Source organism: Legionella pneumophila subsp. pneumophila str. Philadelphia 1 (genome assembly GCF_000008485.1).
GTDB classification, from domain to species: domain Bacteria; phylum Pseudomonadota; class Gammaproteobacteria; order Legionellales; family Legionellaceae; genus Legionella; species Legionella pneumophila.
On the sequence record NC_002942.5, the window covers coordinates 2,325,159 to 2,352,076 of the forward strand.

Here is a 26,918-nt window from a genome sequence, read left to right on the forward strand (position 1 = left end):
CCCCCCAATTTGTTCTTATAAAAACTCAACAAGCTCTTTTTCTTCCTCAAGCTTTTTTTCTCTTGCAATTGGTTTTGTGATATCTTTTTTTGTTGAAGTTGCAGCCTCTAAAGCATCATCATGGGATGCGGCAAGGATGGGATCGCTGTAGGTGTCCACCAATTGCTCTACTTTTTGACGAAGTGGATCAGGATCAATGTCTCGTGCAATAAATTCTTCATGAATGAGAGGATAATCAACGTAATTAAGCTTTATTTTTGCCGCAGGAAATTCCCCTTTGACGCGCAAATATCCTTGTAGATCATTGATTACCTGAATTTGGGTTGGTAAAACCAATTGTTTTTCTTTAGTTTGACGAGAAACTGAAATCCCATCACGCATGGTGTTTGCCCCATAACTGATGGACTCATTCACCTCTTCAATTTCGTATGTACCAATATTGCGGGAGGCGTGCTCCGCATCAGTATGTTCGGGTAAGCGTAGGAACAATCGAGTCGAACACAGATTTGAAAGGGACGCGGCACCATCGTTACCATAAATGGTACGCAACTGGGATGCACCGTGATGACCTAATAAGAAGCAACCACCAAATTTGCGACTTTCTGATTTAACTGCGGCTAAAAAAGGTAAGGCATGCAAGGTAGCCAGCTCATCCAAAATAAACCAAACACGGCGGTTATCATCAGGCGCTAAACTTAAGAGTTCTTTGGTAGCAGTATTAATCCAGGCCGAAATTAGTGGTCTGATGGTTGGGTGTTTGCGCCCATCAGAACTGACAAACAAACAGGAATTATTCTGCTCATTCAAAATCCAGTCGCGAATCGAAAAGATGTCCCCATCATCTTTCAAATACAGTAAGGATTTTAAATAAGTAGCCATTACGGTTTTCACATTTAAAGCAGTCTTTTGTACTTTATCGGATACCAGAGATTCTGATTCAGTATGACGCAGTAAATGATGAATTCGACCTAAGTCTGCTGTGAGCAAATATTGCAATAACATCAGATTGGAGCGTTTAGGATCATTTTTTAGCTCATTGGCAGTCGAGACGAAAATCATACGCGCGGCTTTAATCCAAAAGGGATCCATGGTGTTATTGATGGGCATCGGCATGATGGCCTCAGCAAGTGCTTCAAGATCTGCTTTGTCTTCGCATTCTGCCCAGACATTCCAGGAATGGCCTCTCGTATCTAAGGGATTTAAAATTACATCTTGATGTTCACGATAAAAACGGGATAAATAAGTTCCTCCTTTATCATAAATAATCGCGCGCTCACCCCTAGCTTGTATTGTCGTCAATAGATCACGAATAGCAACAGTTTTACCAGATCCGGTGGTTCCGACTATTTGTATATGCTGGGTTTCAGAACCAAAGGGCAGAGATACACCACCAATCCGATAAGGAGAAATCCTGCTTGTCTTTTTGATGCACTTTTGTAACGTGTTTTCATCAACTAACTCACTGCCGCGAATGATCTTAGCTTTACTTTGATTTTCCCCTCTTTTTTGCAACCACTTAACCATGACAATTAACATCATGACAGAGGCAAATAGTGCCTCTATCATGCTCTTAAGTAGAGCTTGTTTTAATTGATTAACAATGCCGATGACCATGGGAGCTTTTACAATTTGCGCTGAATACACTGGATAAGATTCACCCGTTGGCATGCGAACCACTTGCTTGGCTTTGCTCTGTATTAAAGTCATTGCCTGGGCTTTAACCCATTGCTGGCCAATATAACGTTGATACGCACTGGTATTAAAATAAAAAGCGATGACTGAGAAAATAAAAAAAACTATCAGCATAGCAAGGCTTACTTTCTTACCTACCTGTGTGAACATGCGGACATTGTGCAAAAAGATTTGACCGCCGCGAATAAATAATTTTGTAGGATTTACCGCCATCATTGACTCCGAATCGATATAAAAAAAGTGAAAATCAGGCTACAATGAATAAAAAGGAGAAAATCCAATGGAGAAGAACTATAAAGGGCAAGTGATGATAAGCTCACTTGATGAATTGTCCCCTGAACAAAGAAAAAAACTGCGTTTGGCATCAATGGGAATCGGTTCTCTTGTTCTTTTAATTGTGGTGTTACTATTTCTTTGTTTTGGTGATTTCCCAAGTAACAAAGACTCCTTATTTTTTTACTGCACCGATTGGCTCTTATTCCTTGTGTCACCTTTAGCGGCTTTTGGGCTTGGTGCCTCTTTTGGCTTTGATTTGATGCTCTCAGATCTAGGCTTTGCATTTTCTTTTGGATCCTACGGTGGTTCATCACTAAACCAGCCGTTTTCCTCACATGAGTCGCCCAATTACCATCGTTCAAACCACTACGGCTCTTCTGTGAGCATAAACCCAAGCTCAGGTCGGCCGATGTCAGGAAGCAGTGGTATGGATACCTCTGGAAACCCTTATGGAACCCGATCCTGGTAAGCATCATTTTACGTCCTTGTTTGCCTGGGCAACGATGACATCCTGCATGACTTGCGACCCGTCTTGCACTATGCCCTCAACATTCTTGGACATCTCTGACTTGGCGCGTGCAAAATCCTTATCAACTGCACTAACCGAATCTTTATTGACGCTTCCTGCATTGATGTTCTTTGCTCGGTCATTGAACGTATTGGTATAATCCCCAAGGGCATGATCAACCCCCGCACTACCTGCAATACGACTTTTAAATCCTTCATTTTTTTGGTGCACTTGACTTTCGTTAATAGGATGATTTTTTTGAAATTGGCTGATTGATTGCGCGGTTTTTTCACCAACAAATTGTCTTGCATAAGACTGAGCTAATTCAGGATCGTGACGAATTAGCCATTCTGCCTGTTGCAACCCAATAGTGCCCTGACTATTAGGTGCACGATGATGTGATAACCAATCAATAAATCCTGTTTGAGCATCAAGATTAATAGATGCTGTTTGTTCGCTGGAAGTAGTTGCTTGTCGGTGATAACTCTCTGATTCGGAAAAACTCGCCACAGCTTCATCTCGATACTGCATAGATTTATCAAAGCCTGCTGAAAAGTTATTAGCCAAGCGTCCACTAAAATCATCAGAAGTGCGGAAATGATCGTCCTTGGTGGCTTGTCTTGCCTCATTCACCACATCTGTAAAATGGTGTTCCTCACTAAAGCGCCGCGCTTCATTCATCAAGCGTGCGTCTTGATGGGATTCTGATTTGTCCCGTTCATGACGCACATTTCCCCCAATCTCAATATTACCCTTTGCCCCAGGTACTGCAGAACCGGTTCCAAAACCAAACGATCCTCCTAAATTAATACTGGCAGCACTTAAAACTTTAGTCGCGTCATCCCGAGAAATATTATGATCGTGAGCAAAGGTATCAATGAGATTGGATATTTTTGATGCCGCCGCATTAAAGCCTGCTGAAGTGGATATTTGGTGTCCCTGCCCACTTTGTTCCCCATGTGATTGCGTTTCACCAAGCTCTGCCAGGCTTCTGAGTGATGCCGCATAGTGCTCTGATGAAGCAATTGATTTATTGAACCCAGCACTTTTAGCACTGTCGGATAATTCAGAAAATGCAGATCGCGTGCTTTCTCCTAATTGAATATTAAGCGGGGTATGCGAGGTCGCAGTTGCCATCGTCAGTGTTTCACTGCCATCACGCGATATTCGCGCAATTGAACCACTATCAAGGCTTGTTTCAATACCACCCAATGATATTCTGGCGTTTTGATCGTTATGAAAAGAACTGCTATTAAACCCATTATGATTAGCAAAACTGGTATTTCCGTAGCTGTAATTTCCCATTTGTGCTTCTTCTGCCGCAGAGGAGGCGGCATTTTGAACAATACCTGTTGGTTGTTGCGTGAGTGATACAAAACTACCCACGTGTCGACTGATTAACATATAACTCAATGTGGTTGTCGCCAAGACTAAGTAGCCTCCCAAGGCAGCCATATTTTCATAGACTTGATTCATGCCTGTTTGGTAGGCCAAAGTAGTCGCCCCTGTTGACACAAAGGACAATGAAAACTGCGCCAAAATAGTCATGATGTAGTTAATAACAGTAAACATCGGTGCCCATAGGGCAAGCCAGACATACAGTGTTGCGTAAAATTGAAAAAAAGAAATGCCGGAGGGAAAGGGGAAAAAAAACAAGACAAAAATAAAACACCCTATAACAATGCAAAATAAAAGACTTTGCAACATGGGCAACCAATAGGCGGACATTAGTCCAATGTTGCTGAGTGCCGCGGGTATTTTATCCTGTGCTCGACTGGCTGAAAAACTGTCTATGGCCGCTTTTGAATTCACACGTGCGCCCATAGAAAACACGCCATCGCGAATGGCGTTGGCCATCATATTTTGCCGAATAAGTGCTGCGGCATCACCTGACATGGCGGTTAAATGATTATAAGCTTGAGGTAAGTATTTTTCGAAATTAGCTAGGGCATCTGAATGATTGCCAAAAGCAAAACCTGCATACTTAGATTTGGCATCTTCAATCACGCCACTCCAGGCACTGTCTAATAAACTAGCGGCTTCCATACACGATTTAAATGAACCATCGTAAATAAACCCACGAGCAACAGAGGCATTGGATTTAACCAATTCCCAAATATCTCTTGCTTGATTAATGTCTTTTAAGCCATATCGTCCATACATCACATCATAGAACACGCATTGCTGCATGAACTTTTGCATGTTTGCATTAAACAACGGATCGGTTATTTTTATATTACTTGCTGATAAAAAGAGCTTCGCACCCATGATCATGCCTGTTTGGCTGTAATCCATATCGTTAGGTGAATGAAAGAAGAATTCAAAAAGCCGGGTTATTTTATCACTTAGCTGACTGCTTAATCCTCCTACAACACCCAAAACTAAGGGCACGTTATCAACCGTTAAATCTGGTCGCAGAGGATCAGTTCTATCGTGGATTTGCAAATTGCAGGTAGGTGTTAGAATAAATGAAATAACAAAAGCATATTTTAAAATAAAGAAGAACATACTGCGCACATCACGTTTTACAATAAATTGGCCAACAGTCCAAACCCCACCAATAATCAGTGCTGTTCTAAAAATCCCAAGTATTCCATCATAGTGAAACATAGCTGCGGTGGCGTTATAAAACGCCTTAAGTAACTCACCACCGGTAATCGTATAAATTTGCATCGTAACAGCCATTTCACTCACCTCATTTGATTAGCCCAACTCAAAGACTGAGTGAGCTCTGATGAAAATTCGCCTACAAGCATTTGCTCGATGGTTTGAGTTTCTTGAATCATCTGCATCGCCATGCTCATTCGCTGATGCGCGCTACCTTCCATTTGAACCAAGTCGCGACGAGCCTGGGTGAGATCAGTTTGAAACTCTTTCATTATTGCTTCTGGATATTGCAGAGCTCCTGCTGCTTGTTTAACGAGTTGCAGGTTTTCATTCAAATATTGAAATAAAATATCGATGGCAATGGCTTCTGAGTAACGTGTAGTGTCAATCACTGCACTGTCCTTCATAAAGGCCATTTGAACGCTGACCATTTTCATCACCGGATATTGTGTGGACTCAATTAATCCTTTAGCGGCCTCACTTTGCTCCACATTGTCTTTAATCTTGCTTGCCATATCCAAAATCAGATCACGAACTTTTGATTCAAGACCATGACTGATATCAATGTTTTTACTGGTTAAGGTGGGTTGTAAGCATTTGACCTTTTCATCACATTGATAGATTTTTACCTCGCCACCGCGTAAAAGAGCGCTGATTAAATTGTTATTACTTACTAAGGAAGACAGGCGTTGGACATGCACCCCTTCTGCATCGCGAGTCAGAATTAAGGTGCCTGATAAGGTCATCATGAGTTGAGCTAATTCGATATCATCTGCAAATAAGCCGTTTTTCTTTAACGCATTCCACGCCACATTGGTATTATCAACTACCTGCTCATTGCTGCTGTTTTCATTAATCACTCTGTCGTAATCATAATTACTGGAGCCTTTACCACAGCCTTGTCGTGCCTCGGCCCAGTCTGAAAAGAGATTTTTGGATTGACCGATGGATTGGCAGGCATGTTGTTGTGCAATACGGGTGCGTGGGGCTAAACCCAGTACGGCACTTTCCGCGGTTGCGCACGAGCTGATATTGGTTTGGTTCACCCAGGTAGCCACGTTTTGTAATTTGGTTGCCACATTACCTAAAAGAGGAGTTGCTTGCTCTAGGGCCAATTGGAAGGCAAGACCTTGTGAGTTGTTCAATATATTCTTGGTAAAATCGACAAATTCTTTACCTTTGATGTGAGAAAACCCACCTAACGTGGCATCTATGCCGCCACAGCCTGCGGACACTTTAGGCCAGCTCAAACGCATGATTTGCAGATTACGTACGCTGCTTCTAGCGTATAAATTACCGCCAGTATAAAAACCAGCACGCTGCGCTTGGTAAGCATGCGGCTCTGTTACATTCGCGCCCATATTAAGAGCTTTAAAATAACCAGTTAAATCCTCACCTATTGATTTGCTGTACACTTGTCCGATGCCAAGTGCACCGATTAACCCACAAGACAGAAGAATTTTTTTCATAAAGGCACCTCTTTGTCATGTATCTGGCTAATTTTTAGTAACCGATTGGTTAGTTCGCCTTCATCAATAGTGCCTTCAGTAACAAGACTCGCCACTTGGCTCTTTGGGTTAATCAAAAAAAGAGAAGGATAAACACTGACTTGAAATACCTTCGTTTGTCCTTCATTCATCACCGCATCAGGAAAGGATGGTAAAAAGCCTCCATCAACAGAAATAGCAACTACGCTAAAGCCATAGTGTTGACTCAAGCGTTTGAGCGTGGGTGCAAAGCGTTGACAATGAGGACAACTCGAACTGAAAAAAAAGAAAAATCCTTGATGTTTGGCAAGGGCATGAAGCGGTGCATTATCAATATCGGCGTATAGGCTTGATGAAAATAACGTTCCTAATATTAGAAAAATAGCTAATTTATTGCGCATTGTAATCTCCCGATTGAAAAGCGTTGCTTGCCATTAAAATGTTTTCCTTCAATTCCGACTGGCTGACTAAGCCATAAGCAACTGGCATGGTTTTTTTAGATACTGGATTAAGAGCAAAAACCGCAGGAATGTGTTTAACACCCATCTGAGTTGCCTGACCGGAATCAACTCGTGAGTTAGGTAACATCGGGGAGATGCGATTGGTCATGGCAATTGGAATAACAGTCATGTGATAACTGTTCGCAAAATCACTCACTACTTGGGCCATGCGCTCGCTAAATGGTTCACCACCTTCATAGAAATACAACAAACCAGATGTTTGACTAATTTGAGTAATCGCCTTTTCCTTTTGCATGCTGTTTTGCTGGTTGTAGATATCACGTGCTGCACTACTGCTCGGATTAATAAGACTTTCATCCTGATCGGGGTTTATTAGCAGATCGAGCATCCATTTCTCAGAAAACAGATTAGCCTGTGCCACAATCAATCGTTGTAATCGTCTTGCACGAGCAATATTTTCAGGAGTTGGATTTAAAATAGCTTGTGCGCGAGCCTGTTGCACTCTATTACCAATCAATTTCCATGTTTTATCAGGATCGGCAGGTTTACTTACATGTGAAGGTGCCACTGACTCGGTTTGTGGTTTATTCTTGACTTCCTCTTTGGGATCCTTATGCCAATACCAACCTTCCTCATGCTCATTAAGATAAGGCTGCTCGGCGTACAAAAAAGGACTCACGCTAACCAACAAAACAAAAAACCATCTAGCCATTGATGTCTCCTTGATTGTAAAATTGATTAAGGCGCTGGCTTATTCCATTGGCAGTCTGTTGGTAATCCGGTTGTTTTTGTTTATTTTTTACCTCCTCATAAAATTCTGAAAAATCAATGGCTTCGAAGTGAATTAATTGCAATTGCTCAGGCGTAATACCCGAGCAATTTGAATATTTATTTTGGCCAAAACCAATATGTAACTGATCACGTCTTCCTTGTACTTGAACCATACGGGCTAATTTAGATTGGAAGACACAGTAAGTCTGGTGATGATCGACACAGACCGAGCCAATAGGGAGTTTTTTGCGTTTAAAACAATATTCACCCGTAGGTACTACCAGTTTGTTTTCTCGAGCTTTTCCCAGTTTTTTCTCAGCATCACTACACTGTGCCAGCTCAAGATCCAGACCCCACCCCTTATCACTGCAACAATTTTTAAAATGGAGCATTGTTGTTGAACATTCAAGCAATTGACCTTTGAAAATAAAATTGGCATTGCCATCAAAGTCTTTTGAGGCATCCGAGGCGGCGGATAAGGTGGACATTGCTTTTTTAAAATCGTCTTCATTGGCTGGGGTTAGTTCATGTTTCGCGCAATTACCATCCAAACAAAAAGCATCCTCGCCACACAACAGTTGGTTGTCAGTACATTGGTTTATCGGGCATTGATACGTTTGCTGATGGGTTGTGCAAAGTCCTGCTTCTTCTTTCACACAAGTTGAAGCAGTCTGCTCACATCCTTGATTAACTAGGTTATCGCACGTATTTTGCTCCTGACTACCACCACAGGTGTAGGATGCTCTCTCTTTCCAGCAAGGGCGGGTCAATGGAACATCGCCAATAATCCGTGTTTGATTGGGCTCAGTGCATGTTAGAGGCTCAGTAATATGACACAACCCCTCTTTTTCTTTGTTTTGCAAATGTTGGCATTGGTCGTCCCAATACTCTTTGCTTTCATAAATTTCTACCGTCATCGAAACGGAGTGAACATAGGGCACTGTGCAGCGACCGAATCGACAATTGCCAACAGACAATGATAGGGTGGGATTGGCGCATGTAGCTGTTTGCTCAACAACCACTAATTTCTTTTCATCAAGGAAACTGACCTTCACCATGGCGCAATTGGCAGGCAATAGAATCGCTGGTGCTGGTGCTAAATCCTTATAAATCGTATAGCAAGGAGTTTTGCCTTGTTGGCAGGTATCCGCTTGTGCCAGATTAACTGAGACTTTAAAAGGGGTATTCCTCATACCTCCTTTTCGCAGGTATAGACTGTAACTTTCTGTTTTGTAGGGGGAAACATCTAACCTTAAGTGTCTTGCACAATGCAATACACCTAATACCTTGCTAGACAGGCATGTTTTTTCCTGCCATGAGTAATGGCATTCTTTGGGTTTTAAAGAGCAGGTGGTTTTATCGGTATTTTGACCATGCATAATCGCATCTCCATTTTCCGCGATTTGATTTAACTTTTGCATTGATTCCGAGGCAGGATTTACTTGATACAAGGGGCGATGATTAAAACTTTCGCCTACTGCCTTTCCTGCATCATTCTGAGCCACGGCAGTTTGCGAATCGGCTTCAAGACCTGTGCTTGCCTGCGTGACGCCACTATAATAATGTTCTTGCGGCAGATTGGCTTGATAGCCAGGAAACTGGCTCAGATCCAGTGCTTTTAATAAATCAATGGATTGATTGGTATGGCTTGTTCCGGTCTGAACGCCTTCTTGATACGCCTGATTCAAATCAAGTGCAAAAACCTGTGAACAAAGGATTAAAAAAACTAAAACGAAGCCTTTCATTAGATTAATTCCCCTCTTAACCGAAGAATCATTTGATCCAACACGGGGTCTTCTGACTGCTCATCTCCCCTCATTTTTTCCAAAGCATAGTCCAGCGATACATCACCATAAAGACTGTCGTAACTCACCGGTTTGCAATCCATATTGGCAGGACAAGCAGGGGTGTCTTTCACATAAACCACTGCAGGAACCATAGCGATATCAAAGGTTTTAAAAAGAATAGGATCAAGCTGCATCCCAATTCCTGTTTTTTTACTGAGCGTTTGAATAGCCGTCATCGTTTCTTTAAACGAATTATGAATTAGTCCCCGAATCACAGGTGTTGCTCCACTTTTTTTACATTGTAAAAGCCAGGCTTTTAGACTTTTTTCTGGCATTGAAAACGATAAGAACACGAGTACCTGACTGACTTTTTTTAAGTGGGTTACAATGGGCTCCTGTGTTTTTATGACTTGATGCATCTCGCCGGTAAATTCTGCAATTTGACCCGATTTTTCTGAAGTCTCAAGAGACTTACTGATTTGCTTTATTTCATTTGTAAAAGCATTGGCGCGATTTTTTGTATTCGCCTCAATAGACGCAATATAGGCTTCATCTTCTGCAAGTGCAGGAAATGACAACAAAAATAATGCAACCAAGAAAGAAGTGTTCATTCGTATTGTTTTCATCACATCTCCTAATCGTTAAAAGGCGCAACAATTGCGTTTGCGCCAGATCAGATACCCAAAATCCTCGCCCTTAAACGGATATTCGTGCCCTGCCTCCCATAGGGTCGTAGCACGCCCAAGGGGATAACAGGCATTAGTAGTCGGTAAAGGATTGACCATTTGATAGCGGTAACGTGATTTGGGCAAAATAGGGGAATAATGAGTATGACAAATGGATTTTGCGCTGCTTGTCGAATCGTCAAGTCCTACTGTGTCTTCCAATAGTCCCTGGCGGTGCAGTTTAAAATTCATACGCTCAGACAGTAAGACTGATGCCTGAACCCCGCCAACATGTTCTTGCACATGCCCCGTTAAAGGGTACATGCTTCCCTGAGCTCCTGCGCACCAAAAGAGTTTGTCAATGGCACTGCCCAATAAAGCGGTACTTGAATCAGCAGCGCAAGCCGCTTGTGCGGGTAAACTACCAAACAATACCGCCTCAGGATTAATGACGAAACCCAGCTCATCGTCATTCCACATCACATCCAATTCACTCGGATAAGCAATGTCAAAGTCTCCTTTTTCAACACAAATCCCATCAGTTAACACATTCAACCAATACATCAATGGGAACTTGTACCAGTGCACGTGGTAAAATGATTGATTGGATAAATTACTATCTGTTTCCACCGCACCTTTGCGGTAATACTTGCCAAAATTTAAAGAAATTCCCCCTAAATTAACTAAGCAAAATGGGGTTCTGGTTACATCCACTAAGTTAACAGGCTCCCAATAACCCATTGTTAATCCCAATCTCGGTATAGGATTTCCTGGGCATTCACAAACAGGCAGTTTGGGATTTTTAGTGTCTGGCAAATGATTGGAGGAAACGAGATTAGCTTGCCCTAAACTGAACGGGAACAAACACGACCAACAGACATCAGTAATGGGATTTACAAAACGACCATGACAAGATCCTGCTTGGGTCAACCCAGAAGCTAAAAAAGCAATAAGAATAAAAAAGGCTTTCATACAGTCACCTCATTAATTTGCAACCGCTTCCCTGCTTGAAAAACCCGCGCCGGCAAATACTTTATTTGAAATTTGGCAACCAAAAATCCATTTAAATCAAAATAAATAGCTTGCTTTAATTGATTCGCAACTTCCTTTACAGAGCCTGAGGTGAGGATTAATTTTACTTTTTGGTGCTGCGTTAATTCCTGGGTAACCCATGCAACCTGTGCCTCATCATCCCCGTCAAAAAACAGGAGAGTGCTACTCAAGCCCACTCTATCCAGGGGGTTAATTACAGTGCCTTGTTTAACAATCACTTGGCCGTGACTGTCCTTCACATCGTAAGGCACAGCAAGTGATGGATTAAAAAACCACGTTCTATTGTCTTCTGCTCTCGGCAAACGAATAGGTGTTGGGCGTGCCACATGTTCTTTTACCCGTTTTTTAAACTCAGATTGTACGGTCTTCCATTCCCCATTAACCTGCATCCCCTTCATTTTTTGCTGGATGTACTCTAAAAAATCTATTTCAGCAATTTCAAAGGTTTTGCCAAAGACACCATAGTCTTTAGCCTCTGCAAAAGGGAGATAGAGCATGCAAATAATCAACAGAAGCTTTTTCACGATTTATGCTCCAATTTGATCATCGTCATGAGGGTGGCTGTATAATCAGTGCTGCCTTTAATGACCGCTTCTCTTGGTAATAACACCAACGATTTGGAATGGGACAAGTCTTGTAACGCTGATTCCAAACGATGCGAAAATGCTTTAATTTCTGCTTCTTTCTCAAGGTTGGAATGATTTTTTTGCGCTTCCTCTTTGATAAATTGGGAGGTGATTGACAAGATATCAATGGTTGCAATATCTGGCCGCCTCAAAGCACTAAAAAAAATCCCATTAACTAAGATACTGGTGATGAGTGCGGTCAAAAGAGATACTTGAGTTGTCTTAAACATAGCCATACACCTCCAGGGCAACTTTGGAAATGGCATCAGCCAATGGCAAACCTGTTGCCATTAATCGTTTCAAGGCCTCGACTTCAGGACCACGTGTAGTGTTTAAGACGCGTGAAAATGGATCGACAATCAAACGATGCACTGTTGAATTCTCTTCACACATCATTAAAAACTCAGAGTATTCATTAGTTATTTTAAGGCTTCGGATTAAACGCTCGCCATAAGCATCCAACTGATTACTCGTTTTTAAAGTGTCAATCGTACTTTTGGAGGCACCTAAAAAGATTTTATAATAGGCGTTGTCGTAACACATTTTGGCAGTTGGATTGTTTTCATAATCATCTAAGCCATGAGTCACTGTAATAAAATTACCACCGTATTTAGGCGCACGCCTATAGCCCTCGTTAACAAAGTTAGCACTGCCACCCGTACCATTGTCTGAAAGTAATTCGTAGGATTCATCAATCAAGCAGCTTTTGGGAATGTGCTTTGGCGTGTAATACATCGCATTGGTGATTTGATACATTAAGATTTTCAATACAATGCGCTGCAAATCCTTATTTCCATCAAGACCACCCAACTCTAAAATGACTAAATTTCTTTTAAAATCGAGCGAACAAGGCGGTTCAAAATAACTGCCATAACGACCGTTTTTAGTATAGCTATACAACAGGCGCCCAATATTTTGAGAAATAGGATCGTTACTACTTTCTAAGTGATGAGCAATAAGAGTAATAGTTGTAGCATTGTGATGTTGTCGCCACATCGCCTCAATGGCTTTCTCAATATGACTTCGTTCTTCATCACTGACGTTACCTGATGGTCTTGCCATCATACCTACAAGTTGTATTAGCTGATTGTGAACGTCTTTAAATGCAGTATCATTTTTGGCTTGTGCATCAATTGTAGAAAAGAGGTTTAGGCTAATTTCAGTGTCATGATTAAAATCAATAAGCTGTCCGTTCAACATCTCACAAGATTTAGCGTATGAACCGCCCACATCAATGATATAAACAAAGCCCCCCTGGGATAACAGACTTTGAATGTAGTCATTCATTAAAAAGGATTTTCCTTTTCCAGGAGGAGCTACAATAGCGACATTATAGTTTCTGACTACGTTGTCAAAAAAATAAATAGCGGTAAATTGCCCTCGTCTTTGTGGATAGACCTGAGCAAATCGTCCTGCCCCTTTCCATTCCCCCTGGATAGGTAATAAGTTAACCGTATTAAAACTGGTTAAAGGTCTTACCCGTCCAAATGATTTGTAATCATCAAACATACCTTCAGCAGGTGCAAAGGGCATGGAGGCTAGAAGTGTTTGTAACTGCAAACCTGTTGGCGTGCGTAAATCAAATTGGTTACCACGAAATACATCCTTGGCACGTCGTACATCGCGACGGACATTGGCAGGTGTTGTAAACAATAAAACGTTATAATAGGAATCAACCAAAGAATCATCGCCACTGAGCCGCTCTCTTAACTCCTCAATTTCTGCGTATTTTTTGTTAAAATTTTTGACCCATTTGGCAATAAAAGGTTGTTTGGCATTTTGCCCTTCATCAGCATACTTGGCATCTAATGCCGCCATCACCTTGTCTTTATCTTTAATTCGTATTGCAAAACTAAAAAGAAAGGGACAACTTATTTGCAAAGAGGTATTAAACATTTTTCCAAATAAATCACCCAGTTGCCATTGCACAGGGGATTTAGGATATTGCCTAACGGACAAGCATTTAATCACCCTCGTATCTTCTTCTCGCTCAATCTCTATTTGATTGGATTTAACCCGCATACTCGCTTCAATGTCAGTCAGTTGAAAACGAATTTCAGTATTGGTATCGTAATTGGTTTTTTCTTCATACAAGCTGTCGGTTGGAAAGAGCCACTCCCGCTTTAAGCTAATCACTTCTTCAATAGACAGTTCTTTACAAATAATATTGACTGACTTTAGATTGTTGCTGATGTCTTCGCGCAAACTACCAAGCAACAAGCGATCGTCTTCTATGGATTTGCGCGGAATTGAAATACATAAAAATAAACGAAAATCACGCAAGACAAAATTGCTTTCTTTAGTTAATGAGCTGTACACCCCTTTGCGGTAAAATTCAGCTCGTCGGTGTGCCAGGGCTTTTAAAACCTCACTGCCTTGATTGCGTTGATGTTCCATTTCATCAATCATGTGGCCAATTTTAGGCGATGCCCAAAACAAAGCATGAAAACAACTTTCCGGTGGCAAAATATCCGTTAATATACTGGTGAGAATAGTCACTGTTTCTTCACTGGCACCAATCAGTGTCGAGCATTCAAACATCATATGAGATGCCTGTTTGTAAGGATAAATATCAGCTTCTGAATCGTAAACCTCGTCAGGTAAATAAGGTGCTAAGCAATAAGTATCCAACAGCGCTTCGATTTGCTTTTTATGATGCGCATCAGTCATGCCAAGCTCTTCTCGCAATGTTTCCAATAGCGAGCCTGTTGCATGACTTAAAATAGTGCTTGTTTTTTTAACTGCAAGACGCGCTTTTTTTATAGTTGACAACATAATGGCTCCCCTTATTTTAAAGCCAATTGTGACTGCTGCATCCACTGTCCTTCCTTAACAACGCTGTACACTCGATTGGCTTGATGATAATTGCCATCAGTGTCTTCATAAGGTGCTATCCAAAGAGGCATCACCCCTTCTCCATAACGCACAGGCTGACCAGGTCGCCCATCCATCACCAAAGGATTTCGGCTGGGGGTTACAGCCAGGGATTTGCCCTTACCATTCACCATGTCATAAACCTGATCCATACGTTTGCACGTTCCTCCATTGGGAGCTGGGCAATCAAAGTCCTCATTCAATTTGGCGCAACCGGTCAAAACAACACAGGGCAACAGTAATAAAGTAGTTAAAATTTTCATGATCTATATATCCTTAGAAAGAGTGGTTTTTATAGAAAAATTGGTTGGCAGCTTTTTCTTCAGCAGTCTCAGACTCGGCAGGGGCTTCAAAAGCTACTTTGGAATTTTGGCTTTCTTCTGGTTGTTCAGGGGCATTAGTGTCCGTTCCCCCATCAAGCCAAAAACCCTTAAGAAAAGTTACATCTACTGTAACGATTGGAGGCAATTGAATAATCGGGTGGTACATTTCAGCACGCTTGATGTTGTATTGCGCATACATTTTTGCAGCGCCCGATCCGCCACTAGAAACAGCCGCGAGAGGAATTTTTCCTGCTTGAATGGTTGATACACTTCCTAGAGGCGAGGTGCTGTAATCAGTGGAATATTGCTGGCCAATATTGCCCATGCTTTCCCAGAAGTTCCCCCAAAAAGCTTTTTTCACCATCGGTTCATCACGCCATACCGCACGCCCACGAATTCCGTTTTTAGAATCTGAAATGATGCCTGTAACCTGGATGTCGATATTGGTGCCATTGGAATGAATGCAACTTAATCGTTCGGTACGAAACTTTCCTCGCTCACTGGAAATATCGCCAATTACAGAAGCACTTACCATACAGCCTTTAAGTGGTGCCCTGTATTTATTCGGCATCACTCCATCATCGACAATTTGAAATATCATAATGTCGGGATTTGCTTGGCTTAAAACTCCCGCAGATGCATCTGCACCTTGTAAAACAACTGCTTTAGCAAAGGTGTTGGAGAAGACATAATTATTGGGTGTTTTGATTCGTGGCTTGGATTTTTTATTTAACTTGGCTGTGTATTGAATAAATCCCGAATCCATCTCCATGGAGTTGCTCGCTGCCGCTTCATCTGCTCGGGGTAACAACCCATTTTGAGGCTCATTGTTTTTTAATGTCCCATCTATTGGGGTAGTACGCTCCATTTGTAGCTTAACTATTTGATGCTTTAATTCAGAAAGTGTGGATTTCATTTCAGATAGTTCATCTTTTTGCGAGGTAATGAGCTTGCTTTGCTTGTCTTTTTCATCACCTAATGCCTTGAGGTTTTTATCAAAGAGCTCTGATTTTGCAAGCTCAGCTCGCCAGGCATTTTGTGTTTTCTCAATCCAATGGGATTCATTAGTGGCAGTAGATATCGGGCTGGCTAAGCTGTGTTTTTTATAAGCGGGTTTATCAACCTCTCTGGATTTAACTGTCTTGTTTCCCAATAAGGCAAAGCACGCAATCACCAACACTATAACGCCGATAACAATCCCTAAAAAGATCTGTTGTTGTTTTTTAAGTTGAATAGACATGTTAGCTAATCCTGTACAATCGAGTAGTTTCAAACGGCGCTAAATGGGTTTTAGCAAGCGCCACCCCTTTGGTTCCAGGCCAATTAAACCAGGATTCCTTGGCATCAATAGGCTGGTTGGTTACGTTTTTTAACTCAAAAATTTCACCCCGCATACGATTGCCATTAACTGTCAATAAGCGTTTTAGTTGTGTTTTTTGTGCTTTATAGACTGAAGGATTTTTGGGTATTGTTTGGGTAAAACCTTCTGGCAAATACCCATTAACAAGCGCTCGTAAAAAACCAACCATCACCTTTTCATAACTTGATGTATGTGGAGCGCGGGCACGAATTACAGGATTTCTGTAGGATTTAAAAACGATTGTTTGTGACGCAATGGGCTTTGGTTCTACACGCACGTTGTAAAAAAGACCTTTTTCAGTCAGCAAATTGATAGTAAAAGCTCGTGTGTGGTATAGAGGCGATGGCAAAAAAGTAAGAATACCCGTCGTATCATCAATTAATTTGCAATTCGCCTTCCCATTGCATGCATCAACCAGGGTGTTGCCAGGTGCTTTTATTTGCTGAATGCGATCATCCTCTAACATAAGATTATTGGGTTCTTTAATTGAGGCATTAATGAAAATATCTTCATAATTTCTGACTGTTTTTATTTGAGCACCTTCTGCTGTTGCTATTAATAAGCCTAAGCTGAATATCATTGCCATTTGTTTCATGATTACACCTTCTCAAGATTCGTTAGTTTCAACAGGCCATACTCATAGGAATACCTAATCAAAAAAGTCTCCCGTACATCAGACATCAAATCCGCGCCAACAAAACGCTTCATCTGTCCCATTACTTTTACGCTCAAGTGTTTGATATCAATTTCAAAGGTCGATGGATAAAACACGCTGGATAAATGTTCGTGATTAATTTGTTCGACTTCCTTAACCAATTGCGCCCTGATGTCCCCATACAGTGAGGGAGCTACATAGCCTAAGAGCGCATTAAATTGGTAAGTGGCTGAACTTGAAGTGATATTAAAACGAAGTTGCGTTAAGAAATTGGTCATGTCTCTTAAATAACCTTCCGAAACACCTGTTCCAGAAAGTGTAAATTCTTGAGATATTTTAGGTGGGATGAAATGGGTTTCATGTTTGCTATGAGCATAATGCAATAAGACCACAATGGTAATTGATTGCATGAATGTCATAGCTAGCAGCACACTACTAATACCTATGAATAAAACCCTAATCTTTTTTTCCTTCATTAATTCTGATTTTTTTTGTTCTATTTTCATCTGTTACCCCAAAAACGCTCTAATCCATGACGGTGGTGTTGCCCGTAACTTAGGTGATAGAGAAAAGAACCAATAAAAAAGGTGGATATAAAAATAGGGACCTTCATTACCCTTCATGCGTTTCATAAGAAATAGAAACGCACAGGTTAGAATCAATGAGGTAACAAAAAAACCACAAACAGCCCCAAATACGTAGAGAGTTAGTGCTCCTACCATGACCTCATCGAGTGTAAAAATAATCAATCGATAAGGCTCATTAAGATATTGGGGTGTTTTGTATTTTCTCGGATCTTCCATCTTAAACCCCTGCTAGCATTGCAACGACATTTAGAAAAATAGCCATCGCCCCAACGCCGCCAAGCGTTTTAATATTTCGAGTAAACATCAAGGTAACAACAGCCGCTACAGCTTCTCCGACATAAAGATAGGTTTTTATCGAACCATTGTAGGTATCCTTAACTACTTCTTCTGCAGCGGATAAAGCATCCGCTGCAAAGGTTCCTTGAGCCATTATTAGCAAGCAAATAAGTATGAAAATCTTTCCAATGTGAGCATTAATACTGCTTAACACGTTACTTCTGAACTGATTTAATAAAGACATGTTATCCCTCCTTTTTAATGGTGATTGAGGATTGATTGCTGCATTGATGGGCAAAATTTCTTTGTTGGATCAGCCAAACCATCGTGCTTTTCAGATTGAATTTTTTGATAAATTTCATAACGGTGGATGGCTACTGAATTGGGTGCATTAAACCCAATGCGTACCTGATTCCCTTTACAACATAGAACTGTGATAAATATATCTTCTCCAATAACAATGCTTTCACCGACTCTTCTAGTTAAACTCAACATCTTCTTCTCCTTTTTAGTTAACTTTCATATTTAAAATGTGTTTCATTTTCAGTAATTGGGTTTTAGCCACTTCAGGGTTATTGTTTTTGGGAGCTGCATCAGGTACAAAAAATGAACTTCTCTTGGAACAATTTTTACAAAAATCAATAAATTGGGGTAAGGTTGGCGGTAGTTCCTTATTTTTTCGACATAAATCAATTGCCATATCAAGAATGTTATCCGCATAGGTAAATAGTCCTTGTTGCCATTCACCTTTAACAAAAACTAAAAACTCATCGCTTTTAAATTGACTACGCCAAACCTGTCCGTACATAGCTGCAAACCTCAAAAATAATCGATCAATGCGCTTGCGACCTTCCTCGGTAGGCGCTAAGGTCGATGATGTTGTCATCGGTTTCTTCTTCAATGCCTGATTTACATGACTCCCAGAAGCTGTCTCTAATGGGTTGTTTCTTATAATTTGTTTCATGGACTGCATTATTTGTCTCCTGACACGTATCACTTTGAATTTCATCTTCCCAACAATGTTGTGCTAACCAATTGGCAGGATATTTCCAAGCAGCAACCCATTGGCCTTGGCTATGCTGTTGTTGATAAAACTGGATTTGTTGTTGTAAAGCCGAATAAATTTGTATTGGCAACTCAGGTGTGAGATTAAGCGCTTGAAATGCTTCCCATGCTTTTTGCTTTGATTTTTTTAGCGGGTACAAATCCCAAAATTTTTCGAATTGTGATAATAAAAAAATATAATAATTATCTTCTTTTAGAGGTGTGTCGGCTTTTGGAGATTTATCTATGCCGGCTTTTAGTGGGTCTGTCTTTGATAAGCCAGTATTTATAAGGCGTTGCTGATTTTTAGCTGGGTCTAGTTGCTGTGTCTGGTTTAGGTCTAGTTTATTTTGGACGGAATAACCCATTGTAGCTAATTCGCATCTTAAAATTAATTTTAAACCTTCGGATTGTGGTGTAATAAGCCCTGCTCGCCCCAAAGCAGATAAGGCACGGCGTATTTGCATGCGTGAATAGCTCCCGCTTTTAATGCCTTGATGCGGCTCAATATAAAGTTGCTCTGCTATCGATTGATAGCTGATTCCGCGCTTTATGCCGACTAATCCTGTTTTGACATCCATATATGGCCTTATCCCTCTTAGGTAAGCCAGTTGCTGAAGGTGTGGCATCCCACATAAAGCAGCAAGTTCTTTGTCATTAATTAAAAAATCCACTATTCACTCTCAATCCGTGTACAAATTCGTTATTATTTTTTTTATATGGTATATTTACTATTAACTACTACTTGAGTCGTACGATTCGTGTAAATAATTATTTTAATTTACCACTATTTGGTGCATTGTCAATATATATTTTCACAATATGGGATTAATTGGGTTGGTTAATATGAATATAAAAGAAAAAATTGGTCAAAGAATTCAAGAAGAACGGATAGCAAAAGGATTAACTAGAAAGGCCCTTGAGGAGTTAACTGATGATCTTAAACAATCAAGAATTAGCAATTGGGAGCGAGGTGATAGAACTCCAGGGCCTGAAGAAATAAAACAACTTGCTAGAGCACTAGATATTTCACCTGCTTATTTGATGTGCCTAACCGATGAGAAACGTCCAAAAAAAATTCCAGGATTAGGGTCATTGGTTCCACTGCTCGATCATCAACAAGCCTGCGATCCTAAAGGATTCATTCAAAGGGTTAGGAACGAACATAATTCAGATGAAATAAGCTTTATACCGATTTCTTCTGAGCTTAGTACTCGTCTTGGAGAAAATGCATTTGCTCTAAAAATGAAAGATGAGAGTATGCACCCTGAATTAAGAGTTAATGATATTTTGATTATTGATCCCAATTCTGAACTGCATCCAGGAAGTTTAGTTGCAGCACAGCTTAACGAAGAAAATGAGGTTATCGTGCGTAGATATAAACAACTAACCTTATCAAAAGAATTTAATCCATTTGAATTGCGGGCCGAAAATGATAATTGGGGGAATATAAAAATTGATAAAGTAACTGACGCTATAATTATCGGCGTTATTGTGTGTGTTGTGAGGTATACAGGGAGATACTAATACATTTAACCTAATTAATTCGATTTACCAGTGAAATGTTAACGGATAGTTCTGAGATTTTTTATAAACCACTCATGTTACGCACGTGAACTTGCAGTTTGAATAAAAAGCATTAGAATTTTGCCCTTAATTTTAGGGAGTGAATTCAATGGATATGCTTGATCTTTATTGTGATTATTTAATTTTCCAAAACAAATATGCGACTGCTACCGGGTTATCTGATTTGGTTGATGGAGCATTTGCTCATAACAAAGTAACACGATTTCTTCGTTTTGAACATTTTGGTTCAAAATCACTTTGGCACTATGTCAAAAAGCCAGTTAGGTCACAAGAAACAGTAGGAGGAGTATTGATACTTGATGATTCCATCGAAGAGAAGCCCTACTCTGATGAGAATGAAGTGAATTGCTGGTATTACTCTCATGCTAAAGGGGCTGTACTCAAAGGGATAAACATCTTGTATTGCATGGTTCGTTACGCTGACTTCAGTGTATCCATAGGATATAAGGTGATTAAAAAAGATATCGCTTATTGTGATATTAAAACCAGACAAACCAGAAGAAAATCATCAGTGAACAAGAATCAATTATTTCAAAGCTTGATTGCACAGGCTATTACCAATAAGGTGATGTTTGATTATGTGCTAGCTGACAACTGGTTTGGCTCGAAGGCCAATATGGTTCACATCCATAAAGACCTTCAAAAGTCGTTTATCATTGGAATCAAGTCTAACCTAACATTAGCCTTATCTGAAAACGATGCCAAAAACGGGCGGTACCAACAAGTAAGAGCATTAGAACTTGAAGAGGATATACTGGCTTAAAGGCCTAGACCTCCCCGTGAGGCTCCTGAAAAAGGTTTTCAAAAACGAAAATGGCTCAACAGGAATTCTCTATCTTGTTTCAAATGACATGCAAAGTAGTGCCGAACGTCTTTATGAAGTGTACCCTGGCGGATTGAAGAGTATCACAAGTCAATTAAGCAAAATGCAAGCTTAACCAAGTCCCCAGCTCGAATCGTCATAACACAGTGCAATCATATTTATGCGTCTATTATTGCTTACTGCAAGCTCGAAATGCTGAAGATAAAAACCCAATTAAATCACTTTGCCATTAAGTACAAACTAATTGTTAGAGCGAACCAAATTGCCTGGCAGGGGCTTAAAAATATGGCTGCTTAAAATTGATCGTGGGTAACATGAGTATTTGAGCTAAAACCTTAAAGTAATTTTCTGCTACACTTAAAATACAAACTGTCTTCCAAGGTTAGGTATGCGCTACCTCTTTATTTTGATAGCTCTTCTATCCCAACCACTTTTTGCTAAACCATCCGAAGCCATCTTTGCTGGTGGTTGTTTTTGGTGTGTTGAAGCCGATTTTGATAAAGTTCCTGGGGTTTTAGAGACTATTTCAGGCTATGATGGTGGTACTGAGCCTAGGCCTGGTTATGCATTGGTCTCATCGGGTAAAACTGCTTATGTAGAGGTTGTGCGTGTTGTCTTTGATAGCGATAAAGTGACCTATCAAGAATTACTAGATTTTTATTGGCGTCATATCGACCCAACAGTACAAAACCAGCAATTTTGCGATGTTGGTAAGCAATATCGCAGCGTCATTTTCTATTTAAATGACGATCAAAAAAAGGCAGCTTTAGCTAGTATTGATGAAATAAAAAAACGATTTCCTAAGGTATATACAGAGGTAATTCCCTCTACAACGTTTTATCCTGCAGAAGAATATCATCAAGATTATTATCAAAAAAATCCAATTCGTTACAAATATTACCGTTACAATTGTGGTCGTGATGCTCGTATCAAGGAGTTATGGGATGAAAAGTCTAGTTAGTTTTATTGTAAGCGTATTTATGCTAAATACTGCCCTGGCTTACACGCCTGAATTTAACAAATCCGAAAAACTAAAACAGCTTACGCCTCTACAATACCAAGTGACTCAAAAGGCTGCTACAGAAAAACCTTTTGATAATCCCTATTGGAATAATGAACAAGCCGGAATTTATGTGGACATAGTTTCAGGAGAGCCTCTGTTTAGTTCTCTGGATAAATACGACTCAGGAACCGGTTGGCCTAGTTTTACAAAACCCATAAATACCGCAAATGTTATTTTAAAACCCGCGAGACACTATTTGTTTTTTGTGCAAACTGAAGTGCTTTCTAAAAATGCGCAATCTCATTTAGGGCATGTATTTAATGACGGCCCAAAACCCACCGGTGAACGATATTGCATGAATTCGGCGGCATTGCGATTTATCCCAAAAGATCAAATGAGCAAAGAAGGCTATGAAGAGTATTTAACTCTTTTTAAATAGATTGCTTATGAAATTCATAAAGCCTGTGCATCGCTGTCCCTATCACTAACAAAGAAAAGATCATTGCTAAACTTAGGAAGTGGTTTGGCCAAAGCATCATGGCTATAAAAAAAACAAAGGCTTCAGCTCTTTCTATTAATCCTGGGCTGTAATGAAAACTTTTTTCTGAATCATTAGTCTTAAAAATACCCACAACAAGAAAACTCGTGATACAAAGTAGTATACTCGCCATCATTAACAAAGACCCAAGACCCCGCTCATTTGGATTAATAGCCCATAAGGCAAACACAACACCCACCTCAACCACGCGATCAGTCATAATATCCAATACACTACCCCAGTCAGAGCTATGGTTAGTTAGACGAGCAATAGTACCATCGAGGGTATCACAATATCCAGACAGTAATAGTAAACTAATGGCCAGATAGGGTAGATTTAGCCACAGTGCGGGTATCACTAAAAGACCCAATACGCCAGAAAAGAAGGTGACTTGATTTGGGGTCACTCGCTCTATCAACACAGGAGTAATTGGATTGACACAAAGGCGTTGATACAGTGGCCTAAGGTGTTGTTCTATCATAGATTTATCCTAATTTATTTAGCCAACGAACGAAAGTTCGAATTTTAGAAGAAAATATAAACGGCTTATAATACTCTCCCGCAACTCGCTTACTAATTTCACTAAAAGTGGGGTACGCTGCAATCGCATCGGTAAAAGTTCGCAAACTTTTCCGTTCTTTAACGGCTATAACCCAAGGTAAAATTAATTCACCCGCATGAGCGCCCACTATGCTCACACCCAAAATTTTAGCTTTTTTACCGGTTATGATTTTTATTTTGCCATTTACCTTATTTTCCGCTTGGGCTCTGTCCACCTCGGCGAAGGCAAATTCTGTGATTTTTAATGTAGGATCTTTTAAGGCCTCACTCGCCAATAGGCCCACGTGGGCTAATTCGGGCTCAGTATAAGTCACCCAAGGCACCGCTTTGTAATCTACTTTTGCAGGCCATTTAAAAGCAATATTTCTCAATGCAATACCCGCTTGATAACTAGCCATGTGCGTAAATTGATAAGGCCCTGTCACATCGCCTATGGCATAGATTTTTTTATTAGTGGTTTGAAGTCTGGCATTCGTGTTTATCCCTCTGGTGGTGTATTGAACGCCTGCTTTTTCCAAACCGAGCCCGTCCACATTAGCCACACGACCTGTTGATACCAACAAATGCGAGCCTGTGATAGTAATTGGGTTGTCCTGGTTTTCCAAATGAACACTAATGGTCTTATCAGCACTCTCTTCTATTTTGTTAATTTTAATTTGCTCATAAAGTGCTATCTGCATCGACTCAAGTTGACTTCGAATAATAGCCACGCAATCGGCATCATCCTTAGGAAGAATAGTAAAGGCTTCTAAAATAGTGACTTTAGACCCAAGCATTGCGAAAGCCTGAGCTAATTCACAGCCTATAGGACCTCCGCCGATAACAATCAAATGCTCAGGTTGTACTTTTAGGTTAAAGATGGTTTCATTAGTTAAATAAGAGACCTTGTTTAAGTTCTGGATAGGAGGGATGGCTGGAGATGAGCCTGTAGCAATCACAAAATGTTTGGCCCGAATAATTTTCCTTTTTAATTTAAACTGTTTTGGCCCTATAAAATGCCCTGCTTCTTGAATAACCTGAACACCTAGAGAGGTAAAACGTTCCACCGAATCATTTTTTGCAATACACGCTATCACATTATGCACCTGCTGCATCACTTGCAAAAAATCAATTTTCACCGATTTTGCCTGAATACCTAAAACAGTCGAATGTTTGGTTTGATAAAAGATTTTGGCAGTGTTCAATAGCGTTTTAGAAGGGATACAACCGTAATTTAAACAATCACCTCCCATTTTGTTTGGTTCAACCAATACCACTTGTAATCCCAATTGAGAGCAACCTGCAGCGATACTTAAGCCTGCAGAACCCCCGCCAATAATGGCCAAATCACAAAATAAATCTTTATCTTTCATTTTTTCAGTACCCTGTTTACCCTTTTTTTTGTAAAAAACAGGAATCAAAGAAAGAGCGGCTAATCCTAATAAAGGTAGAATAAATTTGGGTTCAAAAATAATCCCCAGATTAGGCTGAAGGCTTGCTGCAAATAGTTCGCCCAATCCATTACCAACAGACACATAGACAATAGAGCCAGGAATAATTCCTATAAAAGTGGCTATGATAAAAGTAGAAGCGCTCACACCCAATACGGCAGAAACGATATTAATCACCCAGAAAGGAAATAATGGGATAAGTCGCAAGGTGAGCAAATAAGAAAATGCATTGTCTTTAAACCCAGAACGCATCCGCTTAACCCAACCTGAAGCACGCTTGGAAAACACTTCGCCTAAGGACGATTGGACTGCAAAAAAAAGAATCGTTGCACCTAAAGTGGCACTTAGAACCACCAAAAAAGTTCCCCAAAGTATTCCAAATAAGAAGCCGCCTATTAAAGTCAAAAAGATAGCACCTGGGATAGAGAGTGCTACAGCCACTGTATAAATTATTATAAAAACGAAAGAGACCAGATAAAAATGTGATTTTGTTATGGCTATAAGCCATTCATGATTGTCTCGTAAACTGGCAAAACTTACGTATTTATTTAAGCCTAAACCCAAAAAAAGACCTAATAAAACTATTATAATTAATAAGGGCAGCCAAGTTTTTATTGCACTAATTTTCATAAGATGATGCCCTTTTCATTATTCACATAACGTTCTTACTTTCTTATCAGAAGTTTTTGACTTTCGACTAAAATGAAAATCCTTTTTTATTTGCCAATAGTGGCGTTGAGCTTTAATTGGCATCAAAAGTAACCGTATAAGACTATTATCTGATGGCTTGGAATACCCAGGTACACCAATTATTATAGCTTGTTGGGGAATATCTAATTTGATTGTTTGATGCAACCTATCCCAAAATGAAAATACAACCCCATAATTACTATTGGTTTCATTGAGATAATTGGAATGATGAATGCCATGCATTCTTGGAGTAACGATAATTTTATTAATTAGCCGTTCAAAGCGAAAAGGCAATTTGATATTGCTGTGTTGAAAAAAAGTATGTGCTTGAAAAAAAAATTCATAGCAAAAAAAGAGTAAGGGACTCACTCCAATCAACCCTAATTGCACCAACCTAAAGAGACTCGAATACATAATTTCCACACAATGAAAACGCATGGCGGTTGAAACATCTAAGTCAGGATCAGCGTGATGCACGACATGGAATCGCCACAACAACGGAAGTTTATGATTTAGAGCATGCCAGTAGTAAAAGCTTAAATCCATTAACAAAAACCCAAGTATAAACACTACCCATTGATTAAAGGGAAGCATAGATAGAAGGCCGAAATCATGGCTAAAGGTGAAAAGGACGGTGGCTTTTGCTAAGGGGCTAATAAACAGACTTGCGATGACATAAACCAAGAGGGTAAAGGTGAAATTAATTGCTAATCGCGGCAATAATGGGCGAGTTGCTTTTCTTAAAGGCCACTTTTTCTCTAAAACAAACAATGACAAATAAATAAAAATAAGAATGAGTACTAAGTAATATTGTACTGTACTGTAATTGATCTCAGACATTAGTTTAAAAGGCTCGTGAATTGTTTCTATAAACTTGCCTATAAAAATGGCTCAAGTCAATCCAATTATAATTATCTTTATTCATAGTAATCATTTTTCTCTTAAATTAGTGGTAGTTGTTGGACTGAAAATATTTTTCTATTTTCAATGTGTCTCTGTAAGAGTAAATGGTGTTCTTGCTTACATTTTTTTGTTTGGGTAAATAAACAGTAAGAAATTCAGTAAAATATTCTGCAAAATCAGTTGGTTTCATCGTTATCGCCTTGCAAATCAGGGATTATTCCTGGGTACCTAGTCTCCATTTTCAACTTTATATCGGGAAACACATCGATCGTCATACGAAGGTAATAGGCCCTTTCGTGAAAAGAGTCGTGTCCCATATAAGTTTTAAATA

General features: G+C 40.1%; 28 protein-coding genes and 1 pseudogene. 5 read left to right on the forward strand and 24 right to left on the reverse strand.

Annotated features, from left to right (window positions below):
* Window positions 1-15 precede the first annotated feature (15 nt).
* A complete protein-coding gene (gene traD / locus LPG_RS10435; protein ID WP_015444246.1) occupies window positions 16-1,905 on the reverse strand; it encodes a type IV conjugative transfer system coupling protein TraD in 1,890 nt (629 codons plus the stop codon).
* A gap of 67 nt (window positions 1,906-1,972) precedes the next feature.
* Between traD and LPG_RS10440 the strand changes: the two genes are divergently transcribed.
* On the forward strand, window positions 1,973-2,437 hold the full coding sequence (locus LPG_RS10440) for a hypothetical protein (protein WP_021437030.1): 465 nt from the start codon (window positions 1,973-1,975) through the stop codon (window positions 2,435-2,437).
* A gap of 3 nt (window positions 2,438-2,440) precedes the next feature.
* Here LPG_RS10440 and LPG_RS10445 read toward each other — a convergent pair whose 3' ends face one another.
* Genes LPG_RS10445 through LPG_RS10535 form a run of 19 tightly spaced genes read right to left on the reverse strand, consistent with a single transcriptional unit; the run spans window position 2,441 to window position 19,726 of the window.
* Window positions 2,441-5,161 carry a conjugal transfer protein TraG N-terminal domain-containing protein gene (locus tag LPG_RS10445; protein WP_015444244.1) on the reverse strand — a complete coding sequence of 907 codons (2,721 nt, stop codon included), beginning with the start codon at window positions 5,159-5,161 and terminating at the stop codon, window positions 2,441-2,443.
* Window positions 5,162-5,166: 5 nt separating this feature from the next.
* Entirely contained in the window at window positions 5,167-6,552 is a 1,386-nt protein-coding gene (locus LPG_RS10450; RefSeq protein ID WP_010947793.1) for a conjugal transfer protein TraH, read from the reverse strand.
* A complete protein-coding gene (gene trbB, locus LPG_RS10455; RefSeq protein ID WP_010947794.1) occupies window positions 6,549-6,971 on the reverse strand; it encodes a type-F conjugative transfer system pilin assembly thiol-disulfide isomerase TrbB in 423 nt (140 codons plus the stop codon). The genes LPG_RS10450 and trbB overlap by 4 nt, the downstream gene beginning before the upstream one ends.
* A complete protein-coding gene (gene traF / locus LPG_RS10460; protein WP_010947795.1) occupies window positions 6,961-7,743 on the reverse strand; it encodes a type-F conjugative transfer system pilin assembly protein TraF in 783 nt (260 codons plus the stop codon). Before traF ends, trbB begins: the two co-directional genes overlap by 11 nt.
* On the reverse strand, window positions 7,736-9,547 hold the full coding sequence (gene traN, locus LPG_RS10465) for a type-F conjugative transfer system mating-pair stabilization protein TraN (RefSeq protein ID WP_010947796.1): 1,812 nt from the start codon (window positions 9,545-9,547) through the stop codon (window positions 7,736-7,738). Before traN ends, traF begins: the two co-directional genes overlap by 8 nt.
* Window positions 9,547-10,215, reverse strand: a complete 669-nt coding sequence (trbC, locus tag LPG_RS10470) for a type-F conjugative transfer system pilin assembly protein TrbC (protein WP_015444243.1) — start codon at window positions 10,213-10,215, stop codon at window positions 9,547-9,549. Before trbC ends, traN begins: the two co-directional genes overlap by 1 nt.
* 15 nt (window positions 10,216-10,230) lie before the next feature.
* Window positions 10,231-11,226, reverse strand: coding sequence for a conjugal transfer pilus assembly protein TraU (gene traU / locus LPG_RS10475; RefSeq protein ID WP_010947798.1), 996 nt, complete (start codon window positions 11,224-11,226; stop codon window positions 10,231-10,233).
* Window positions 11,223-11,831, reverse strand: a complete 609-nt coding sequence (traW, locus tag LPG_RS10480; RefSeq protein ID WP_010947799.1) for a type-F conjugative transfer system protein TraW — start codon at window positions 11,829-11,831, stop codon at window positions 11,223-11,225. The genes traU and traW overlap by 4 nt, the downstream gene beginning before the upstream one ends.
* Window positions 11,828-12,169, reverse strand: a complete 342-nt coding sequence (locus tag LPG_RS10485; RefSeq protein ID WP_027223818.1) for a TrbI F-type domain-containing protein — start codon at window positions 12,167-12,169, stop codon at window positions 11,828-11,830. The genes traW and LPG_RS10485 overlap by 4 nt, the downstream gene beginning before the upstream one ends.
* On the reverse strand, window positions 12,156-14,708 hold the full coding sequence (gene traC, locus LPG_RS10490; protein ID WP_015444241.1) for a type IV secretion system protein TraC: 2,553 nt from the start codon (window positions 14,706-14,708) through the stop codon (window positions 12,156-12,158). Before traC ends, LPG_RS10485 begins: the two co-directional genes overlap by 14 nt.
* 11 nt (window positions 14,709-14,719) lie before the next feature.
* The gene (gene traV / locus LPG_RS10495) at window positions 14,720-15,070 is read right to left on the reverse strand and encodes a type IV conjugative transfer system lipoprotein TraV (RefSeq protein WP_010947801.1); all 351 of its coding nucleotides are present in this window, start codon (window positions 15,068-15,070) and stop codon (window positions 14,720-14,722) included.
* Between the two features lie 13 nt (window positions 15,071-15,083).
* Window positions 15,084-16,370 carry a TraB/VirB10 family protein gene (locus LPG_RS10500; protein WP_015444240.1) on the reverse strand — a complete coding sequence of 429 codons (1,287 nt, stop codon included), beginning with the start codon at window positions 16,368-16,370 and terminating at the stop codon, window positions 15,084-15,086.
* Between the two features lies 1 nt (window position 16,371).
* Entirely contained in the window at window positions 16,372-17,085 is a 714-nt protein-coding gene (gene traK / locus LPG_RS10505; RefSeq protein WP_010947803.1) for a type-F conjugative transfer system secretin TraK, read from the reverse strand.
* Between the two features lie 2 nt (window positions 17,086-17,087).
* Window positions 17,088-17,651, reverse strand: a complete 564-nt coding sequence (traE, locus tag LPG_RS10510; protein WP_010947804.1) for a type IV conjugative transfer system protein TraE — start codon at window positions 17,649-17,651, stop codon at window positions 17,088-17,090.
* Between the two features lie 3 nt (window positions 17,652-17,654).
* Window positions 17,655-17,948 carry a type IV conjugative transfer system protein TraL gene (gene traL, locus LPG_RS10515; RefSeq protein ID WP_010947805.1) on the reverse strand — a complete coding sequence of 98 codons (294 nt, stop codon included), beginning with the start codon at window positions 17,946-17,948 and terminating at the stop codon, window positions 17,655-17,657.
* Between the two features lies 1 nt (window position 17,949).
* A complete protein-coding gene (locus LPG_RS10520) occupies window positions 17,950-18,252 on the reverse strand; it encodes a fimbrial protein (RefSeq protein ID WP_010947806.1) in 303 nt (100 codons plus the stop codon).
* A gap of 14 nt (window positions 18,253-18,266) precedes the next feature.
* A complete protein-coding gene (csrA, locus tag LPG_RS10525) occupies window positions 18,267-18,503 on the reverse strand; it encodes a carbon storage regulator CsrA (protein ID WP_010947807.1) in 237 nt (78 codons plus the stop codon).
* 13 nt (window positions 18,504-18,516) lie between these two features.
* Window positions 18,517-18,894 carry a hypothetical protein gene (locus LPG_RS10530; protein ID WP_025520140.1) on the reverse strand — a complete coding sequence of 126 codons (378 nt, stop codon included), beginning with the start codon at window positions 18,892-18,894 and terminating at the stop codon, window positions 18,517-18,519.
* Entirely contained in the window at window positions 18,842-19,726 is an 885-nt protein-coding gene (locus LPG_RS10535) for a hypothetical protein (protein WP_010947808.1), read from the reverse strand. Before LPG_RS10535 ends, LPG_RS10530 begins: the two co-directional genes overlap by 53 nt.
* Window positions 19,727-19,898: 172 nt before the next feature.
* Here LPG_RS10535 and LPG_RS10540 point away from each other — a divergent pair, with 172 nt between their 5' ends.
* From LPG_RS10540 to msrB, 4 genes and pseudogenes are all read left to right on the forward strand, one after another.
* Window positions 19,899-20,579: a helix-turn-helix domain-containing protein gene (locus LPG_RS10540; protein ID WP_015444237.1), complete on the forward strand. Its 681-nt coding sequence runs from the start codon at window positions 19,899-19,901 to the stop codon at window positions 20,577-20,579.
* 148 nt (window positions 20,580-20,727) lie between these two features.
* A pseudogene (locus tag LPG_RS10545) lies at window positions 20,728-21,759 on the forward strand (IS701 family transposase).
* Between the two features lie 91 nt (window positions 21,760-21,850).
* Window positions 21,851-22,423, forward strand: a complete 573-nt coding sequence (msrA, locus tag LPG_RS10550; protein ID WP_010947811.1) for a peptide-methionine (S)-S-oxide reductase MsrA — start codon at window positions 21,851-21,853, stop codon at window positions 22,421-22,423.
* Entirely contained in the window at window positions 22,407-22,904 is a 498-nt protein-coding gene (msrB, locus tag LPG_RS10555; RefSeq protein ID WP_015444236.1) for a peptide-methionine (R)-S-oxide reductase MsrB, read from the forward strand. The genes msrA and msrB overlap by 17 nt, the downstream gene beginning before the upstream one ends.
* Here msrB and LPG_RS10560 read toward each other — a convergent pair.
* The 4 genes from LPG_RS10560 to LPG_RS15270 all read right to left on the reverse strand — a co-directional run bounded on the left by LPG_RS10560 (window position 22,897) and on the right by LPG_RS15270 (window position 26,777).
* Window positions 22,897-23,484, reverse strand: coding sequence for a CDP-alcohol phosphatidyltransferase family protein (locus LPG_RS10560; RefSeq protein ID WP_010947813.1), 588 nt, complete (start codon window positions 23,482-23,484; stop codon window positions 22,897-22,899). The genes msrB and LPG_RS10560 overlap by 8 nt on opposite strands.
* 4 nt (window positions 23,485-23,488) lie before the next feature.
* Window positions 23,489-25,624 carry an FAD-dependent oxidoreductase gene (locus LPG_RS10565; RefSeq protein WP_010947814.1) on the reverse strand — a complete coding sequence of 712 codons (2,136 nt, stop codon included), beginning with the start codon at window positions 25,622-25,624 and terminating at the stop codon, window positions 23,489-23,491.
* 18 nt (window positions 25,625-25,642) lie between these two features.
* On the reverse strand, window positions 25,643-26,524 hold the full coding sequence (locus tag LPG_RS10570) for a sterol desaturase family protein (RefSeq protein WP_010947815.1): 882 nt from the start codon (window positions 26,522-26,524) through the stop codon (window positions 25,643-25,645).
* Window positions 26,525-26,630: 106 nt separating this feature from the next.
* Window positions 26,631-26,777, reverse strand: a complete 147-nt coding sequence (locus tag LPG_RS15270) for a hypothetical protein (protein ID WP_010947816.1) — start codon at window positions 26,775-26,777, stop codon at window positions 26,631-26,633.
* Window positions 26,778-26,918 lie beyond the last annotated feature (141 nt).